The sequence below is a fragment of the Methylophilus sp. DMC18 genome (assembly GCF_056314005.1).
This window is the reverse complement of the sequence record NZ_JBQUZE010000004.1, coordinates 52,655-71,671: the sequence shown is the minus strand read 5'-3', so window position 1 is coordinate 71,671 and position 19,017 is coordinate 52,655. Positions and strand designations below refer to the sequence as shown.

The window sequence follows — 19,017 nt, the reverse complement described above, 5'->3', positions numbered from 1 at the left end:
GATTAGTATGTATGCAGACATTGGTCATGATGCGTATCACTGACATTTGCCAGGCGTAAGCAACGTGCGCCCATGCATTTTCAATCGTGAAATTTCTATGGCCACGGCAAGTCTGCAAAACTGTCTGTTAGAATAACTGCATGGATATCTATTTGATGCTGAAGGCCGTGATCATGGGCCTGGTCGAAGGCGCGACCGAGTTTATTCCTGTGAGTAGTACAGGGCATCTGATCATTACCGGGGAGTGGCTGGACTTTCTCTCTAAAGATAAACGTGATGTGTTTGAGATCATCATTCAGCTGGGCGCGATTCTTGCGGTCTGTGTCGAATACCGGCAACGGCTCTGGCATACCGTACAGCGCATTCAAACGGATACCAACGCCCAGCACTTTGTGCGCAACCTCATCATTGCTTTTTTACCTGCCGCCTTGATTGGCCTGGCATTTCATCACCAAATTAAAGAATATTTATTTTCCTCCTTCACCGTTGGCATCGCACTGGTCGTGGGGGGGGTATTAATTTTGCTGATTGAAAAATTTGTGCCAGCAGGCAATACGCGTGATATCGACCAGATTTCAGCCAAGCAAGCCTTGCAGATTGGCTTTGCGCAATCGCTGGCATTGTTTCCGGGCATGTCACGTTCAGGCGCGACCATTCTGGGCGGCATGTTTTTTGGCCTGAGCCGTCAGACCGCGACTGAGTTTTCATTCTTTTTAGCCTTGCCCATCATGTTCGCAGCCACCGGGCTCGACCTCTATCAAGCCCGTGACTTACTGTCTGTGGACGATGCATTGATCTTTTTGATCGGTTTTGTGGTCTCATTTTTGTCAGCCTTGGTGGTGATTCGCGCCCTGATCCGATTTGTCGCCCAGCATTCGTTTGCCGTGTTTGCCTGGTACCGTATCGTGTTTGGCATTCTGGTGCTGGTTTTCTTTGCACATTAATTTGTTTTAAGGTGTATGCATGAACCGTGCGCTGTTTAAAAAGATAGCTTATGTGCTTGCCGCCATCCTGGCGGTGTTGCTGTTGCTGGTGGTTTATCTGGCTGCGACGTTTAATCCTAACGATTACAAGTCCACCATCATTCAACTGGTCAAAGACAAGAAACAACGTACGCTAGACATTAAAGGCGACATCAAGCTGAGTTTCTGGCCAAAAATCGGCGCCGATTTAGGTGAAATCAGCTTGTCCGAGCATCAGTCAGAACAACAGTTTGCCGCGATTAAAAGCGCAAAAGTGGCATTGGCCGTGCTGCCCTTGCTCAAAAAAGAAATTGTCGTCGATACGGTCTATCTGGATGGCGCGCAGGTCAATGTCATCCAGCATGCTGATGGCAGCTTCAACTTTGATGATCTGCTGAGCAAAGAGGAAGAAGAGTCACAGCAGATCAACTTTGATGTGCAAGGCATTAAAATCACCAATACTGAGGCCAGTTTTACGAATGAGAAAAGCGGTGCCAAGTATTCAGTTGACCAGCTAAACCTCACCACCGGCCAGGTGGCACTGAAAAAGCCGTTTGATATTGCGACCGATTTTCATCTGACGGCAAACCAGCCCGCCGTGGATGCCAAGGCGTTGATTAAAGCCAATGTCATGGCCGATCCGGAAGCCAAGCATTTTGTGATCCAGGGTCTGGATGCGCAGCTCAAAGGCGCCTTGCTAGATGGCCAGGCTGTGACGGTCACGGCGCAAGGGGGCATTGATGTGGATGCCGCTAACACTGCCCTGGATGTTTCTGATCTCAAGCTGGCGATGCAAGGTACTTTTAAAGGTGCCGAGCGCGCAGTCAGCCTGCAGGCGCCTGCCCTCGCCGTCAATCCGCAACTCATCAGCAGTGACAAGGTCACCTTGTCACTCAAGCAAAAAGATGCCAACGGCGATCTCGATTTGGCCGTGGTCTTGGCCGAATTAAAAGGCAACCAGCAAACCGTCGAAAGCAAAGGCTTGACCGCGGATGTTAGCCTGAATGCCGGTGCACGCAAGGTTGAAGGGCATTTTGCTTCGCCTGTGACCCTCAATCTGGCCGACTTGGTGTTTGAAGTGCCTGCGTTGGCAGGTAAATTTGATATTAAAGACCCCGCCTTGCCGAATGGAACCATGCAAGGGCAGTTCAAGTTGGCCCTCAACGCAAACGTGAAGCAAGAGCAAGTTAACACCACGTTTGATTTGAGCTTGGCGGAAACCAAGCTCAATGGCGATGTGCGCGTGGCAGGGTTTGCGACGCCGCATATAGGTTTTAAAGTGCACGCCGACACCTTGAACCTGAATGCGTTGCTGGGCAAGGCCAAGCCTAAAAAAGAAACCGTTGCCAGCCCCAATGCCAATCGCGCGCAAGCAGACAAACCTGCCGATTTGAGCGCGTTAAAAACCTTATTCCTTGATGGCAGTATCAATATCGGCAAGATTTTATACAGCCCCTATACCCTGACTGGCCTGAACGTGGGCATCAAGGCCGATGGCCAGAAGCTGGCTTTGCAGGGCCTGGATGTCAAACTGGATGACAGCCGTATCCAGGGCAATGTTGGCATTAGCCAGTTTAGTAAACCGCTGTATACCTTTGATCTCAACATCGACAAGCTGGATTTGAACCGTTATCTGCCTGCTGCAGAAGCCAAGGCGAGCGAAGCGACGGCCAAGCCTGCCGAGAAAACCGCGCAAGCGGAGCAGCCGCTGGATTTGTCTGCCTTGAAGGCGCTCAATGCGCAGGGCAACATCCGCATTGGCTGGTTGAAATATGGCAAAACCGAAGCCAAAAACCTCAATATTGGACTGAAAGCGCAGGAGGGCTTGGCTAGCCTGAATCCACTCAATGCCGATGTCTATCAAGGCACGGTGCGCGGTGCCGTCAAGCTGGATGCACGTGCCACGCCTGCAGTCACCATACAGCAAAGCCTGCAAAACATCGCTGTCGGCCCGTTGTTAGTCGATACCATCAACAATGACATGCTATCTGGTAACGGCAATTTGAATGTGAACGTGACCGCGCAAGGAAATACGGTGACTGCACTAAAAAAGTCACTGGGCGGCTCGGTTGATTTACGCATGGCCGATGGCGCCGTTAAAGGGTTTGATCTGGCCGGAACTATCCGCGAGGCGAAAAGCAAGCTCAACTTGCTCAAGGGTCAATCCAGCGCAGACGCAGATAAAAGTAAAAAAACCGACTTTAGTGAACTGACCGCCAGCTTTAATATTAAGAGCGGCGTAGCTCACAATGATGATCTGGCCATGAAGGCACCGGTTTTTCGGTTGACTAAAGGCGAAAGCAAAGGCGATATTGATATAGGCAAAGAACAGATCAACTATCTCGCCAAGCCTACTTTGGTGAATTCGCTCAAGGGGCAGGGCGGTAAAGAGGCTGAGCAATTAGGCAGTCTCGGCATTCCGGTGAAGGTCACCGGTAGTTTTAGTGCGCCGAAATTCGGTGTTGATATGGCGGCTTTAGGTCAGGCACTGGCCAAATCGGTGGCTATGGACGCCTTGACCGAGAAAATCGGCGGAGACAAGGCCGAAGCCCTTAAAGGATTGCTGAATGGAAAAACGCCGGGGAATAGCGGTAGCGAGGCAGCCAATCCTGAAGGTGGTAATAGCACTGAGCCTGCCAAGCCCGTGGACCAGCTCAAGCAAAAAGCACTCAAAAAGCTGCTGAATTTTTAGGGCCAGCAGATAAGCGTTTTAAGTGTGAGTGATTTTGCAGAAAAACTGATCGCCTGGCAGCAGGCGCATGGCCGCCATGATTTGCCATGGCAGCAGACGCGTGACCCTTACGCTATTTGGGTGTCAGAAATCATGTTGCAGCAAACGCAGGTATCGGCGGTCATTGCTTATTATGATCGGTTCATGCAGCGCTTTCCAACAATTGCCAGCCTAGCCGAAGCCGAACAAGATGAAGTCATGCGCTATTGGAGCGGGCTTGGCTACTATTCACGTGCGCGCAACCTGCATCATGCCGCCCAAACCATTATGCGTGAGCATTGTGGTATTTTTCCAACAGATTTTGAGACCATTCAAACTTTAAAAGGCATCGGGCGCTCTACCGCCGCAGCGATCAGCGTGTTTGCATTTAACCAGCGGCAAACGATTCTTGATGGTAATGTGAAACGTGTATTGGCCAGGCTGTATGCCATTCAGGGTTGGCCAGGGTTACCAGAAGTAGAGAAGAAATTGTGGCAAATCGCCGAAAGTGTGTTGCCTAGCCAAGGCTTGCCCGCCTATGTGCAAGGGTTGATGGACTTTGGTGCGACCTTGTGTACGCGTAGCAAACCAAATTGTCATCGTTGCCCGATGCAGGCGAGTTGTCTGGCGTATCAGCAACAAATGGTCTCTGTGTTGCCAGCCCCCAAGCCTCGTAAAGCCTTGCCAGAAAAACAGACCACGGTATTGATGATTTTAGATGCCAGGGAAATTTTGCTGGAGCGACGGCCGAACCATGGTATATGGGGCGGTTTGTGGAGTTTGCCTGAGTTGTCCCCCAGTGCGCTTGCCGTCCCCCATGTAAAAACTACCTTCGACATGGATGTGGAGCCGCTGGAAACATTGCCCGTGCTCTGGCATACCTTTACACATTTCAAGCTTGAAATAACGCCACAGCCACTGCTATTGCAGGGGAAACGCCCGCCACCAGCGCCCAATCAGCAATGGCTCGCTTTGGCGGATGCTGTCGCCGCAGCGTTGCCAACGCCAATACGCACGCTGATCAAAGGACTTCAACAAGTACGTTTTTAAACGGTACGCCTGCAGCCTAGAGATTGGCTAGACGGAAAACATGGCTGGCCAATTCCCGCTGATTGTTTTTGAGATGTTGTAACAAGGCGTGCCCTCTGTCAGGCTTAACCAACGCTTTTTGGTAAATCAGCGGCAATTCAAAAATCGCGATTTCACGCTCTACGATATTCAATGTTTGATGCTTGGAGCTTTCAAGCACATCAAGCAGTTTTTCATACACGTCATCTTGCACACGCGTATAAGGAAACAAAATCCAGAAGTCTGTCCCTTCCCGGCCTACCAGGTCAGATCTTCTAAAAGAGTTTTGCAGATCATGGGTTAACGATGAGAGCTGACGCAAGGCCTCAGGCGCGCCGTAGGCCTCACCCAAACTATTGTCATCGCCATAAGCAATTTTAACCAGGGCAATATTGAAATCCTCAGAATGCCTGATCAGCACTTGGCATATCCAGTCCAAGGTCTCTACAAAGCGACTACATAACTGAATGTCCGAAATCATTCTCTTCCCCTGCGGATGCGCTTCACTTAAATAGAGGCGCACGTGTAAATTTAAATAAGCTGCAAATTGTTCCTATGCTAGCAGAAAGATATATTGATGTTGATGGGAAATCAGCTAAAAAACGGTAGCAATTCAAAAAAACACCCTAGTCCGGCAGGTGTTAGATTGTTGCAAATCTGCAACAACGTTAACTAGGACTAAGCAATTTGACGTATTCACTTGCGCCACCTAGGCCGCTTTTGCAAAAATTGCTCTGACCTTGCAGGAAATGCTTTAAGTGATTCCGCAGGAGTTATTAGAAAGAGCATTCAATGGCTCTTTACTGGAAAGCAATATCCTTACACAAGTTGTGAAAACAACATTTTTGGAGATTCGTATGAATACAAAATTGAACGTTGCAGTTGCAGCAGCTCTGTTCGCTGCCGCTACTGGCGCACAAGCTGGCATCACTATCCCAGCTGGTGACTGGACTCTGGACATCGGTGGCGTTGTTAACGCTTACTACACACACACTAGCTTCAGCGGTGACAACTCTGGTGCTGGTCCTTTAGGCTTGGGCAACGGTAATGCAGACAGCTCAGCTAACATCACGACTGGTTTGTTGCCAAATTACCTGAGCGTTTCTGGTAAAACACGTCAGAACGATCTGGATGTTGGTTTCACAATCAGTATCAACCCAGGTGCATCTACAACTAACTCTGGCCGTCAAACATCACAACAAGAAAACCGTCAAGCATTCTTGACATTCGGTGATGCTTCTTGGGGTTCTATCAAATTGGGTAAAGATCTGGGCATTTTCGCTTCAGACGCAATCTTGAACGACATGACATTGTTGGGCGTTGGTGCAGGCGCAGGTTCTTTGGCTGGCAACACAACTACTTTGGGTCGTATCGGTACTGGTTACATGTATGCTGACTGGAAATCTCAAGTTGCTTATACATCACCAAACTGGAATGGTTTCCAATTCACAGCTGGTGTTACTCAAGCATGGAATGCAGTTGGTGATGGCGTTGCTCCAGTTAATGGTGCAGGTGGTACGGTTTCAACAAGTGCATCTAGCACAACTCGTGGCGGTTCCCAACCAGCGTTCGAAGGTAAAGCTTCTTACGAGTGGACTGGTGATGTAGCTGGTAAAGTTTGGGCTTCTGCTATCAGCCAAAAAGTTGATAACCTGCAAGCTTTCACTGCCACAACTACTACAAACTTGGGTAGCGAGCGTGCATATGCATGGGATATCGGTACAACAGTTAAAGTTGCTGATTTTGGTCTGACAGGTTACTACTACGATGGTAAAGGTATCGGTCAAACTCTGCAATTAAACAGCGGTTTCGATGCAACTGGTAAGCGCCGTGATTCTAAAGGTGGCTATGTACAAGGTACATACACTGTGCCAGGTGCTGGTACCAAATTGGGCTTGAGCTGGGGTCAATCAAAACTTGACGGTAACAGCGTAGACACATTCGACGAAATCAAAGACGAAATGTGGACCGTGGGTGCTTACCATCCTCTGACAAAACACCTGAACTTGGTTGCTGAATACTCTGACGTTAAGCGTAAACTTGACCAAACTGCTGGTGGTAATCTAGAAGCTAAAGCGAAAACCATTTCTTTGGGCGCTATCTTGTTCTTCTAGTTTAATTGCAGTTTAACTGCGTAAATTAAAAGTCATAAAACGGCAACTTCGGTTGCCGTTTTTTTATATTCTTTATTATCAATCCTTAATTATGGATCATTAATTATGAATTTGTATCCAGTCACGATAGTCGAAAATTTTTATGAAGATCCAGGCGCTGTTCGTACTTTTGCATTAAATCAGAAATATCAATACCGCCATCAATTAGGCAACGTGCCTTATGTTTTTCCAGGATGTAGAACAAAGGATTTGTCCGTCATTAATAAGCCCCTATTTGAGAAGCTTAGTACAAAAATTATTTCACTTTTTCATAATTCGGAATATGAGCATATGCGTTGGGCAATTTCGACCAACTTTCAAAGTGTCACTGAGGATTATGGTCGCGGTGTAATTCATACCGATGGGAATGCTGTTTTTGCAGCGGTGTTATATTTAAGTCCTGATGCGCCTTTGGATTCCGGGACTTCTTTATTTAGGCCCAATAAAAGCTTTGATCAGGCTTTATACGAAAAAGCACTTAAGGTGAATGATAAGCGATTTGCAGAGGGTACGGTAAAGATGGATACCGCTTATCACAGCATGTTTGATGAGATTGTGAGAATCAATAACGTTTATAACACCTTGATACTCTATGAAGGCAGACATTTTCATGCCGCAAATAACTTTTTTGGGAAGACATTAAAAGACTCACGACTGGCGCAAGTCTTTTTTGTCAGTAGTATTGATGCACAACGGCACAGCTCGTTCCCGCTTTGGCGCAGTCAGCAAGTACACATTTAATTTGCTAATCATCAATCCCTAACTCCTGTATCTTGCGAGTAAGTGTATTCCTTCCCATCCCTAGCTGATTGGCGGCTTCAATCCGGCGGCCATCAGTGTGGGCGAGGGCGCGGGTGATCAGAATACGTTCAAACTCTTTGGTTTTGGCGTCCAGGATATTGGTTTCTCCGCGGTTGAGCGCGTCGGTGACTTCTTGTGCCAGCGCTTCTTGCCAGGAGCCTCCGCTACTGTGTTTGCCAGTATCTTCTTTAAGCTCTGGGGGTAAGTCATTGACATCCACGTTTTGACCTGGCGCCATCACGGTGAGCCAGTGGCAGACGTTTTCGAGCTGGCGAACGTTACCGCTCCAGTTGACCGACATCAGGTATTTAATAGCTGCCTGCGACAGTTGCTTGGGCTCAACCCCCAGTTGCTGAGCACTGTGGGCGAGAAAATGCTTGGTCAGTAAGGGGATATCTTCTCTACGTTCACGTAAGGGCGGCAAGCGCAGACGAATGACGTTCAGGCGGTGAAATAAGTCTTCACGGAACAAACCTTGTTTGACGCGTTCTTCGAGGTCCTGGTGAGTGGCGGCAATCACGCGTACATTGACTTTGATTGGTTGATGTCCGCCCACGCGATAAAACTGGCCGTCGGACAAGACGCGCAACAATCTGGTTTGCAAGTCAGCAGGCATGTCACCAATTTCATCCAGAAACAAAGTGCCGTTATCTGCTTGTTCAAAGCGGCCCCGTCTGGCAGCGGCGGCCCCTGTAAACGCTCCGCGTTCATGACCAAACAATTCAGATTCTAATAAGTCTTTGGGAATCGCCGCGGTATTAATGGCGATAAATGGCTTGTCAGCACGTGGGCTGTGTCTATGCAGGGCGCTTGCGACTAGTTCTTTACCGCTGCCGGATTCGCCGTTAATGAGCACGGTGGAGTGCGAGCGGCTCAGGCGGCCAATGGCACGGAAAACCTCTTGCATGGCGGGGGCCTGGCCGATGATTTCTGGCGAGGGGCCAGTGTCTTCTACGGCCTCGACAGATTGACGCATGCTTTCTTCAACGGCACGTTTGATAATTTCGATGGCCTGGTCTACATCAAACGGTTTGGCCAGATACTCAAACGCGCCACCCTGAAAGGCGGCGACAGCACTTTCGAGGTCTGAGTAGGCGGTCATGATAATGACTGGAATCTCGGGAAAGCGTTGTTTCACCTCGGATAAAAAGTCCAGGCCCGAGCCATTCGGCATGCGGATGTCACTGACAATGACTTGGGGTTGTTCACGATTTAAAGCGTTGAGGGCTTCTGCCGGGGATGAAAATGTTTTGAAATCAAAGTCCGTGCGGGCGAGTGCTTTTTCAAACACCCAGCGGATGGATTTGTCGTCGTCTAGGATCCAGATTGGCTTCATAGCTGTTTCTCGTGAATTATTGTACTGATGATTTTAATTGCGTACTTTCAATGGGTAGCAATATATGGAAGATGGTTTTACCCGGCTGCGAGTCACAATCGATCATGCCATGGTGTTGGGTGATAAAGGTTTGCGCCAGCGCAAGGCCCAAGCCTGTGCCGCCTTCGCGACCGGATACCAGCGGATAGAAAATGCGTTCTTTGATGCCGGCAGGGATGCCTGGGCCGTTATCAATAATCTCTAAATGAATCCCGACACGGTAACGTTTTCTGGCTAGCGTAATTTGGCGCTCCGCACGCGTGCGGAAAGTAATACTCGCACCTTCGGTCTGGTGCTGTTGCATCGCTTGTGCCGCATTACGCGCAATATTGAGCACGGCTTGTATCAGTTTCTCGCGATCGCCAATGAGCTCCGGCAAGCTGGTATCGTAGTCGCGGATCACGCGGATATGATTGGGGGATTCCGCCAGTAACAGGCTGCGTACGCGTTCCAGCACTTCATGAATGTTGGTGGGCTCATATTTTGGCACGCGATGAGGTGCCAGCAGTCTGTCCATGAGGCTATGTAGTCTGTCAGCCTCTTTGATAATCACCTGGGTATATTCTTTTAGGCTGGGTTGTGGCAACTCAAACTCAAGCAATTGTGCCGCACCACGCAAGCCGCCTAGCGGGTTGCGAATTTCATGCGCCAGATTCCTGAGTAATTCAGAGTTGGCTTGCTGCTGTATCAACATGCGCTCTTCACGCGCAATACGCAATTGCTGATCCATTTGCACAAACTCCAGAATCAGCATGTCTTCCGGCGTTTGGTTGAACGCGGCTGAAATAGGGGTGGCTGTGCAGGTCACGGCCGTTGTATGGCCGCGTTGGGTGGTCAGTGCAAACTCATGCTCACGATATGGGCTCTGTGTTTCAATGGCGTTGGTCACGGCCATTTGCAAAATTTCGCAATTCACAAACACGTCATGGATATGCGCCCCTTGAATCTGGTTGGCACTAAATGCAAACAGAATCTCGGCGCTGGAGTTTGCGTAAGTAACTTCTAGTTGGTTATTAAGCAAAATGACTGCCGTGGCAATATGCTCTAAACCACTAAAGCCGTTGGGAGATTTCTGTACCATGTCCTGAGCTTGTTAAAAAGAGTGAATCACGCCCTGTTTTAAAGCAAAACCCAAGCCAATTCTTGTGCACAACGCAAAAATGATTGAGAAAACTCCCAAAATGGTGCATTTAAAGATTGAGCTCTTTATTTAACAGCTCGATATTACGCTCATGCGCCTGAATTTCGGCCTCAATGACGCGCAGCTTTTCCTCATATTTGGCGACGTTTCTAAACGTTTTGCCATTCGCGCCTCTGTAGACTTCTGGCGTGTTCTGGGCTTCTTCATATAACAGGCGAGCATTCTCAAGTGCTTGTTTTTCTTGAGAAAGCTCGTTCATTAATAGCTCTCGCCGCTTTTGGTCGCGTTGATTTTGTGTCTGATTATCGACTTTGGGAAAATCGGCCGGAGAGGGTGTTCTGACATTGGCTTTTTTCTCCCTGGCAGGGGGTGGAGGCTCTGCGGTTCTGGGCCCACTAATAATGAGCTCTGCCTTGCTTTTGCCTTCGGGTTTGATATTGGTATAGGTGGTGACGCCGTTACTGTCGGTATATTTGTAGATATCTGCCCAGCTTTGGTTGCACATGAGCGCGAAGGTGCAAATGTAAAAAAGTCTTTTCATGGCAATAGTTTAGAGTAGATCGTTGAGGGTATCAACGTCTGCTCGCCTAAAAACGTTGACGAAACAGCGCGCACATAAAAAAACAGGGCAGCCTGGGCTGCCCTGTTTTAGTGCGTGCTCTTGTGATTAGCAAGAGTAGTACAGACCAAATTCCACTGGGTGTGGTGTTTGGCGCAGTTTAGTGACTTCTTCCATTTTCAATGCAATGTATGCATCAATCCAGTCGTCTGAGAAAACGCCGCCGCGTGTTAAGAACTCGCGGTCTTTATCCAGATACTCCAATGCTTGTTCCAGAGATGAACATACCGTTGGGATCAATGCATCTTCTTCTGGTGGCAGATGGTACAAGTCTTTAGTCGCTGGTTCACCTGGGTGAATCTTGTTCTGAACGCCATCCAGACCAGCCATCAACAGGGCTGAGAAAGCCAAGTATGGGTTAGCAATCGGGTCTGGGAAGCGAGCTTCAACACGACGGGCTTTATCAGAATGCACGAACGGAATACGAATCGCAGCAGAACGGTTTTTAGCGGAGTAAGCCAGTTTGACTGGTGCTTCGTAATGCGGTACCAAGCGCTTGTAGGAGTTAGTACCTGGGTTGGTAATCGCATTCAGTGCGCGCGCATGCTTGATGATGCCGCCGATGTAGTACAGAGCGAAATCGCTCAGGCCAGCATAACCATTGCCTGCAAACAGGTTTTTACCATCTTTCCAAACGGATTGGTGAACGTGCATACCAGAGCCGTTATCGCCAAACATTGGTTTTGGCATAAATGTGGCTGTTTTACCATAAGCATGGGCTGTGTTAGTCACTACGTATTTCAGGATTTGTGTCCAGTCAGCACGTTGTACCAAGGTCGCAAACTTAGTACCGATTTCACATTGACCGGCTGTTGCCACTTCGTGGTGGTGCACTTCAACAGGCACACCCAGTTCTTCCAAAGTCATGACCATGGCAGAGCGGATGTCGTGCAATGAATCGACAGGAGGCACTGGGAAGTAGCCGCCTTTAACGCCTGGACGGTGGCCAGTGTTGCCGCCCTCGAATTTTTCACCTGAGGACCAAGCGGCCTCTTCGGAGTTGATTTTCACAAAGCTACCACCCATGGTGGCATCCCATTGTACGCTGTCAAAAATGAAGAACTCTGGCTCTGGACCAAAATAAGCAGTGTCACCCAGGCCGCTGGATTTCAGGTAGGCTTCAGCGCGCTTAGCCAGGCTACGTGGGTCACGGTCATAGCCTTTGCCATCGGTAGGGTCTACCACGTCACAGGTCAGAACCAGGGTTGGTTCGTCAAAAAATGGATCGATGAATGCGGTGCTTGCATCAGGCATCAATTGCATGTCAGAGGCTTGAATGCCTTTCCAGCCAGCAATGGAAGAACCATCAAAGGCGTGACCTTCGGTAAATTTATCTTCGTCGAAGGCAGACACTGGCACGGTCACGTGCTGCTCTTTACCTCTGGTGTCGGTAAAACGGAAATCAACAAATTTGATGTCGTTTTCCGCAACCAGTTTCATTACGTTTGCAACGGACATTACATTCTCCTCAGTGATCAAGATCTAAAATGATTCAACTTGCGCACGCAAAAAAGGGACATGTTGCGGATGTCCCGGAACGTGAGCAAATATAAAAACACAAACTAGCAAAACAAATAGATATGTGGAATTTTTGGTTTACGAATTCCATTGAATCTTAGGATGTAATAGTAGCAGGAAGCATGCCACCCAAAAACAGGCATTTTGCATGGATATGAGATATCTAACATAAAAAAGCAAAATCAATGCGCACCAAAAAGGTGCTCAACAACAAATTGAGCACAAAAATGGTGCTCCATGCGCTTGCGTGACTTTCACAGGTATACTCGCGGTTTGACTAGCTTATTAAAAGAACGAAGGTGTCCTTTGGAAAGTGTTGAGAAAATCTTGCAACAAGCCGCTCAGCGTGCTCAGCAAAATGGTTTGCCGTATGCCGGCGCGATGACGCCCCAGGAGGCGTATGCGCTGATTAGCCAAGATCAAAATGCGGTGTTGGTGGATGTGCGCTCACGTGCCGAGTTGGAGTTGGTTGGGCGCGTGCCGATGGCGGCCCATCTGGAATGGGCGTTTTATCCAGGCATGATTGCCAATCCTGAGTTTGCCGATCAGCTACAGGCGCTGGTTGATCCTGCGCGCACCGTCGTATTTATGTGCCGCACGGGTGGCCGCAGCCATAATGCCGCCTTGCTGGCACAAAAACTTGGATATGCCAATGCCTATAACATGCTCGAAGGCTTTGAAGGCGAAGCGAATGAGGCCAAGCAAAGAACCCTGATCAATGGCTGGAAACATGCAGGCTTGCCCTGGTCCAACTAGGTGATCTTGCTATGTCGGTTGAAAAATACGCAGTCATTGGCCACCCGATAGCACATAGCAAATCGCCGTTGATTCACCAGGCATTTGCGCTGCAATTTGGCAAGACGATTGTTTACGAAAAGGTGTTGGCACCTCTGGATGGCTTTGCGTCCACGGTGCAGCAATTGCAGCAGCAAGGGTATGTGGGTGCAAATGTCACGGTGCCATTCAAATTTGAAGCCTATGACTTAAGCCAGACTTTATCTGAACGCGCGCAGGCGGCTGGGGCAGTGAACACCCTCAGTTTTGGCCAAACGCAAATTCAGGGCGACAATACTGATGGCTGTGGGCTGGTCAATGACATTCTCAAACATCACCAGACGGCCCTGGCCGCAAAAAAAATCTTGTTGCTGGGCGCAGGCGGCGCTGCGCAAGGCGTGATGCTGCCGTTGATTGCACAAGGCCCGGCGCAATTGACCATTGCTAACCGCACACAGGACAAGGCGCAAGCCATGCTGGATAAGTTTGCGGACGCGGGGGGGCAATGTGGCGTCTTGCTGGCCGTGACCACGTTTGCAGCACTCACCGAGACCTATGATGTGGTCATTAATGCCACTTCTGCAGGATTGACTGAAACGCCATTACAGCTTTCATCGCATGTCTTTGGCACGCATACCCTGGCTTACGACATGATGTACGGCCGGGAGACGCCGTTTATGCAGCAGGCGCGTACCGCCGGTGCGCAGGTGGCAGACGGATTGGGCATGCTCATCGAGCAGGCGGCGGAAGCGTTTTTTATCTGGCATGGATTGCGTCCTGACACGGCCACAGTGATTCAGACATTCCGCTAATCCTCTTTCAGTCATGAAACAAAGCATCAAGCTGTTTTTCGTCCTGTTTTTGCTCTGGGTACTGTTGTATCAGGTCTGGATACTCGCCCATATTTTGTGGTGGGTAGATCACAACCCAGACGCCACTGCCTTCATGCAGGCGCGGCTAGAAGTGATGCAAGAAAGCCATCCCGAAGCCACCATACAGCAGCAGTGGGTGCCTTACGCCAAGATCAGCAACCATTTAAAACGCGCAGTGATTGCGGCGGAAGATAGCAAATTTGTTGACCATGAAGGCTTTGACTGGGTCGGGATCGAAACCGCTTTTGAGAAAAACCTCAAGAAGGGCAAAATCGTCGCTGGCGGCTCCACCATTAGCCAGCAACTGGCCAAGAATTTGTTTTTATCCGGGCATCGCACGCCCTGGCGCAAAGCACAAGAAGCGGTGATTACCTTTATGCTGGAAAAGCTCATGACCAAGCGCCGGATTCTGGAAATCTACCTGAACGTGATTGAGTGGGGCGAGGGCGTGTTCGGGGCGCAAGCGGCGGCCAAGCATTACTTTCACGCTTCGGCCGCCAGTCTGGCACCCGCCCAAGCGGCGCGCTTGGCGGCCATGATTCCTAACCCGCGTTTTTATGATCTGCACCGCAGTACCCGCTATTTAAATCGCCACACCGCTACCATTCAGGCGCGCATGCGATTGGTCAAAATACCCTGATTTTACGGGCTTGATTTAGGCATGAACGTGAAACACGCCTGCATACAATGTTTGCTATCAATGGATTTGATACATCATTTCCATCGGCGGTGTATGCAGATGCATCGTCAGGCAGGTTGCATGTTGACCTTAGCCTTTGACAGCGAGATGTTTTACAAGGGTGTGAGGTAACGGCCAGGTAACTGGCCGTATTTTTTTGACCGCATCCACGCTTGCCTCACCAAACTTGAGTTGGTGGCCGGTATTAACTGGACCCGATATCAAACATGGCGTCCAGATCCTGTTTGCGGTACGTGCGCAGTGATAGCATGGTTTCGGTTCTCACAATGCCGCTGATGGCAGCCAGTTGATGGGTCACCAGTGCAGAGAGCGCCTCGGGCCCGGTGACTTGTATGACGGCCACCAGGTCATATTGACCACTCACTGAGTAGACTTCTGTCACTTGCGCTAATGATGCCAGGGTTTCCGCCACCGTCGCCATTTGTTGGCGCTCAGCGTTCACCAGCATAATACACGTCATCATAAGACACTCCTTTTCAAGACCTCCGCCTGTGAGCGGCGGAGGCTAAGCCTTTCAAACGGTTTTGGTCTGTACCGGCATTTTCTGCGCGGCGTTGGGTTGATGGCGCTGCAGCAGGGCCTTGTGCAAATACTGAAAATCCGCCGGATCAATTGGTAAAAACCACTGCTTGAAGCGGGTCGCGACGCCCAGCGGCAGGCGCATGTCCGATAACAGCTCGTCAATATGATGCAGTGAGAACGGAATGATATTGGTGCCTTTGGAGTGTTTGCCTTCTGTACGCGCTTCCATCCATGCCAGACGTTCTTTGATCGTGCTGCGTTGTGCTTCTGAGGTCGGCAACTTCATCTTTCCACCAATCCAGTCGGCCAGCCAGTAAGCGCCTACTTCGGCATTCAGTTGGCTAAAGAATGAAGAGTTATAACCATTAAACGCCAGACCTGGCATGCCAACCGGTGCCATCGACCGGTACAGCACAAAATTACCTTCCGCATCGGTCACATGTTTCATCACGTCATCGTTCAAAAAAGGCACACGCTGATGCCAGCCTGTCCCGCAAATCACAATGTCGGCAGGCAAACGGCGGCCATCGGTTAAATGTGCATAACGCACGCCATGCTCAATGCTAAAGCCTGTGATGCTGTTTTGTTTGGCAACGTCAATATGACCCGCTTCCACGCTTTCAAAGAAACCTTCGGTGACCAGGCTGACGGTACTGCGCGCAATCGATTCTAGTGGCTGGTCAGGCTTGAGGCCCAGTTTTTCGAGGCGGCATTGGCGGTTGATGACCCACTGCACCTGATTCAGCATGCTGTTACGGATTGGTTTGCCGATGCCGTGCAAAAAGCGCTCTATGCCTTTAAGGCGGATATATTTAAACAAGCCTTCACCCATGCGCGTCAAAAACAGGTATTTGTAATTGAGCACATTCATGAGTCGTTTGGGCACTTTCCAGATCAAATGTCTGGCCACCACCGTGGTGCTCGCCGCTTGCTGGCAAACCGCTTGTGCGACATCGGTAGAAGATTTTCCGTAGCCGACAATCAGCACATGTTTGCCTTTGGCATCTGCAAGCTCCTTGAACTCGCTGGTGTGGCAAATACGGCCACCTGCGGCGGTAAATTCGGCTGCACCCGGATAGTCCGGGATCATGGGCTGCGAAAAAATTCCGTTACAGACAATTAAAAAATCAAAATGTCGCGTTTCCTCTGCTTTGCCTTCGGTCTTAACGGTGAGCTGCCAGCCTTGACCAACCGGTGTGGCCAATTTCACTTCGGTATTCAAGCTGATCAGGTGTGCAAAATTGAACTGCTTGGTATAGGCATCCAGATAGTGCTGCACCTGCTCGCCACTCGGCCACTCAGGATAATGCTTGGGATAGGGGAAATCTGAAAAGGCATAGGTGGACTTCACATTTTGTGTGGTCAGGTTAGGGTAGCGTCTGGAGGCGCTCCAAACCCCGCCGACATCAGCCTCCTTCTCAAACACCGTGACCTGGTGACCAAATGCAGTCAGCACTTTTGCTGTACTCAAACCGGCAAACCCGGCACCCACAATCGCAATATTCATACGGTTTCCTTTGCGCTGAAAAAATCATACAGGGCCTATCCCTGTATCGTCGGGTGCAGTATTGAGCGAGCAAAGTTTGCCGACTATCCAGAAACTGCCTGCACTATCCGCGTTCGGCAACAACTTGCATGCGTGCTGCATTTGGCTGCGCAATGCGGATAGTGGCTGCACGGAGCGGATAGCCCCGCCGTCTGCGCTGCGAGAAAGTAGCAACCACAACGAAGGTGATCACTTGCCTTCCCACCCTTCAACCGAGCAAGCGAGACGAAAAATGGGACAAATGATAGAAATCAGCGCGCAATTCCCGGCCTTTAAAGGCTATCTGGCCCTGCCAGCCACCGGCAGCGGGCCGGGCCTGGTGTTGTGCCAGGAAATTTTTGGCGTGAATGCCAATATGCAGGCCATTGCCGACCTGTATGCCGAAGAGGGTTATATGGTGCTGGTGCCAGATTTGTACTGGCGGCTGCAGCCTGGTATTACCCTGACCGATGCAGCCGAGGATATGCCGGCTGCGTTGGGCTATTACCAGCGGTTTGATGAGGCGACCGGCATGCAGGATGTCCAATTGGCCATTAGCTGTTTGCGTGGCATGGCAGGGGCCAGTGGCAAGGTGGGGGTGCTGGGCTATTGCCTGGGCGGCAAGCTGGCTTATCTGGCAGCCAGTCAGACCGATGCCGATGTGGCGGTGGGTTACTACGGGGTAGGTATAGAGCAGGCCTTGCCACAGATGGCTGCGCTACGTTGCCCGTTAACCCTGCATATCGCCGAGCAGGATGCCTTCTGCCCACCTGCGGCCCAAGCCGAGATTCTGGCTGCAGCCAGCACACAGCCGCTGGCGAAGACCTATGTGTATGCCGGCGTAGATCATGCGTTTGCCCGCCTGGGTGGTGCGCACTACCACGCCCCCTCGGCACAAATGGCATATAGCCGCACCCTGGGCGCCTTGCGTAAAGCCATGGGGCCGGATTATGACCTGAGTGCGATTGCAGATCATCACTTTGCGCTCGAATTTGCCACCCGCGATGCCGATGCCACCATGACCACCATGGTCGCCCAGCCGTATGTGAATCATGTGCCCACCATGACGGGCGGGGTCGGCTACACCATGCTGCGTCGCTTTTATCAGCATCATTTTATTCACAACAACCCGGCAGACATGCAAATGACGCCAATTTCACGCGTGGTCGGTGCAGACCGCATGGTGGATGAGTTTGTGCTCAGTTTTACGCACGACTGCGACATTGACTGGTTGCTGCCGAATGTACCGCCGACCGGGCGCCGGATTGAAATCCCCATGCTGGTTGTGGTGACTTTCCGCGGTGACAAGCTGTTTAACGAACATATTTACTGGGATCAGGCCAGCGTGCTGGTGCAAGCGGGGCTGCTGGATCCCGCCCTGATTCCAGCCATCTGCGGGGTCGAGCAAGCACGCAAACTGCTGGACCCCAACCTTCCTTCCAACACGCTGATGGCCAACTGGTCACTCAGTGCCAATGCATGAGGTGTGCCATGAAAGGGATCGCAAACAAAGTCGTCATCGTCACCGGCAGTGCCACGCTGATCGGTGCGGCCGTGGTAGAAGCCTTCCACGCCGCGGGCGCAAAAGTGGTGGCGGTGGATATTGATGCACGTGGGGCGAGGGTGGCGGCTGGCATCAGCCCGGACATTCTGTTTTTACAAACAGACATTACCGATGATGCCGCCTTGCAACAGCTGGTGGCGACCACGCAACACACCTTTGGCGGTGTAGATTTTCTGGTCAACCTGGCCTGTAGCTATGTGGACAACGGCTTTGCTGCCAGCCGCGAGGATTGGTTGCTCAGTTACAACGTCAATCTGGTGAGCAGTGTCATGCTGGCCAAGGCTTGCCATGCGGCCATGTGTCAGCGTGGCGGTGGCGCCATCGTGCATTTTTCCAGCATCTCAGCCAGCGCTGCACAAACCGGCCGCTGGCTATATCCGGCCAGCAAGGCCGCAACCGAACAACTGACGCGCAGCATGGCGATTGATCTGGCCAGTGACCATATCCGGGTCAATGCGGTGGCCCCCGGCTGGATCTGGTCACGCGTCATGGACGAGCTGACGGGCGGCAACCGCGCCAAAACCGATGCCGTAGCAGCGCCTTTCCATGCCCTGAAACGCGTAGGTGACCCGCAGGAAGTCGCCGATGTGGTGCTGTTTTTATGTTCTGACCATGCCTCGTTTGTTACGGGCGCCGTCTATGCCGTCGATGGTGGCTACAGCGCGATGGGCCCAGAGCAGGCAGAGCCCGCCATTCCCAAGCTGGCGGATTGA

The 19,017-nt window shown here is 50.7% G+C and carries 17 protein-coding genes; 10 read left to right on the top strand and 7 right to left on the bottom strand.

The window, feature by feature from the left end; genetic code table 11:
* Positions 1-140 precede the first annotated feature (140 nt).
* From ACT53G_RS10285 to mutY, 3 genes are read left to right on the top strand one after another with little or no spacing between them, the layout of a single operon-like run.
* Positions 141-944 (top strand): undecaprenyl-diphosphate phosphatase, encoded by an 804-nt coding sequence (locus ACT53G_RS10285; RefSeq protein ID WP_194749581.1) that lies wholly within the window; start codon positions 141-143, stop codon positions 942-944.
* A 19-nt stretch (positions 945-963) separates the two neighbouring features.
* A complete protein-coding gene (locus ACT53G_RS10280) occupies positions 964-3,654 on the top strand; it encodes an AsmA family protein (RefSeq protein ID WP_476169359.1) in 2,691 nt (896 codons plus the stop codon).
* 24 nt (positions 3,655-3,678) lie between these two features.
* On the top strand, positions 3,679-4,722 hold the full coding sequence (mutY, locus tag ACT53G_RS10275) for an A/G-specific adenine glycosylase (RefSeq protein ID WP_476169358.1): 1,044 nt from the start codon (positions 3,679-3,681) through the stop codon (positions 4,720-4,722).
* A 16-nt stretch (positions 4,723-4,738) separates the two neighbouring features.
* Here mutY and ACT53G_RS10270 read toward each other — a convergent pair whose 3' ends face one another.
* Positions 4,739-5,221: a hypothetical protein gene (locus ACT53G_RS10270; RefSeq protein ID WP_194749578.1), complete on the bottom strand. Its 483-nt coding sequence runs from the start codon at positions 5,219-5,221 to the stop codon at positions 4,739-4,741.
* 376 nt (positions 5,222-5,597) lie between these two features.
* On the opposite strand from ACT53G_RS10270, the gene ACT53G_RS10265 reads away from it, so the two are divergent.
* Positions 5,598-6,854 (top strand): porin, encoded by a 1,257-nt coding sequence (locus tag ACT53G_RS10265; protein ID WP_476169472.1) that lies wholly within the window; start codon positions 5,598-5,600, stop codon positions 6,852-6,854.
* 105 nt (positions 6,855-6,959) lie between these two features.
* Positions 6,960-7,634, top strand: a complete 675-nt coding sequence (locus tag ACT53G_RS10260; protein ID WP_476169357.1) for a DUF6445 family protein — start codon at positions 6,960-6,962, stop codon at positions 7,632-7,634.
* 4 nt (positions 7,635-7,638) lie between these two features.
* Here ACT53G_RS10260 and ntrC read toward each other — a convergent pair whose 3' ends face one another.
* The 4 genes from ntrC to glnA form a co-directional block, all read right to left on the bottom strand.
* Entirely contained in the window at positions 7,639-9,030 is a 1,392-nt protein-coding gene (ntrC, locus tag ACT53G_RS10255) for a nitrogen regulation protein NR(I) (protein ID WP_194749576.1), read from the bottom strand.
* A 16-nt stretch (positions 9,031-9,046) separates the two neighbouring features.
* Positions 9,047-10,150: a nitrogen regulation protein NR(II) gene (glnL, locus tag ACT53G_RS10250; RefSeq protein ID WP_194749575.1), complete on the bottom strand. Its 1,104-nt coding sequence runs from the start codon at positions 10,148-10,150 to the stop codon at positions 9,047-9,049.
* A 109-nt stretch (positions 10,151-10,259) separates the two neighbouring features.
* A complete protein-coding gene (locus ACT53G_RS10245) occupies positions 10,260-10,751 on the bottom strand; it encodes a DUF4124 domain-containing protein (RefSeq protein WP_275357303.1) in 492 nt (163 codons plus the stop codon).
* A 126-nt stretch (positions 10,752-10,877) separates the two neighbouring features.
* Entirely contained in the window at positions 10,878-12,287 is a 1,410-nt protein-coding gene (glnA, locus tag ACT53G_RS10240; RefSeq protein ID WP_194749573.1) for a type I glutamate--ammonia ligase, read from the bottom strand.
* A gap of 366 nt (positions 12,288-12,653) precedes the next feature.
* On the opposite strand from glnA, the gene ACT53G_RS10235 reads away from it, so the two are divergent.
* From ACT53G_RS10235 to mtgA, 3 genes are read left to right on the top strand one after another with little or no spacing between them, the layout of a single operon-like run.
* Positions 12,654-13,103, top strand: a complete 450-nt coding sequence (locus tag ACT53G_RS10235) for a rhodanese-like domain-containing protein (protein ID WP_476169356.1) — start codon at positions 12,654-12,656, stop codon at positions 13,101-13,103.
* A gap of 11 nt (positions 13,104-13,114) precedes the next feature.
* Positions 13,115-13,933: a shikimate dehydrogenase gene (aroE, locus tag ACT53G_RS10230; RefSeq protein WP_476169355.1), complete on the top strand. Its 819-nt coding sequence runs from the start codon at positions 13,115-13,117 to the stop codon at positions 13,931-13,933.
* A 13-nt stretch (positions 13,934-13,946) separates the two neighbouring features.
* On the top strand, positions 13,947-14,633 hold the full coding sequence (gene mtgA / locus ACT53G_RS10225) for a monofunctional biosynthetic peptidoglycan transglycosylase (RefSeq protein ID WP_476156257.1): 687 nt from the start codon (positions 13,947-13,949) through the stop codon (positions 14,631-14,633).
* 244 nt (positions 14,634-14,877) lie between these two features.
* On the opposite strand, the gene ACT53G_RS10220 is transcribed toward mtgA, so the two are convergent.
* Together ACT53G_RS10220 and ACT53G_RS10215 are read right to left on the bottom strand one after the other, a co-directional pair.
* A complete protein-coding gene (locus tag ACT53G_RS10220) occupies positions 14,878-15,156 on the bottom strand; it encodes an Lrp/AsnC family transcriptional regulator (protein ID WP_476144887.1) in 279 nt (92 codons plus the stop codon).
* 51 nt (positions 15,157-15,207) lie between these two features.
* Positions 15,208-16,722 (bottom strand): flavin-containing monooxygenase, encoded by a 1,515-nt coding sequence (locus ACT53G_RS10215; protein WP_476169354.1) that lies wholly within the window; start codon positions 16,720-16,722, stop codon positions 15,208-15,210.
* A 271-nt stretch (positions 16,723-16,993) separates the two neighbouring features.
* On the opposite strand from ACT53G_RS10215, the gene ACT53G_RS10210 reads away from it, so the two are divergent.
* On the top strand, positions 16,994-18,223 hold the full coding sequence (locus tag ACT53G_RS10210) for a dienelactone hydrolase family protein (RefSeq protein WP_476169353.1): 1,230 nt from the start codon (positions 16,994-16,996) through the stop codon (positions 18,221-18,223).
* 8 nt (positions 18,224-18,231) lie between these two features.
* Positions 18,232-19,017: an SDR family oxidoreductase gene (locus ACT53G_RS10205; protein WP_476169352.1), complete on the top strand. Its 786-nt coding sequence runs from the start codon at positions 18,232-18,234 to the stop codon at positions 19,015-19,017.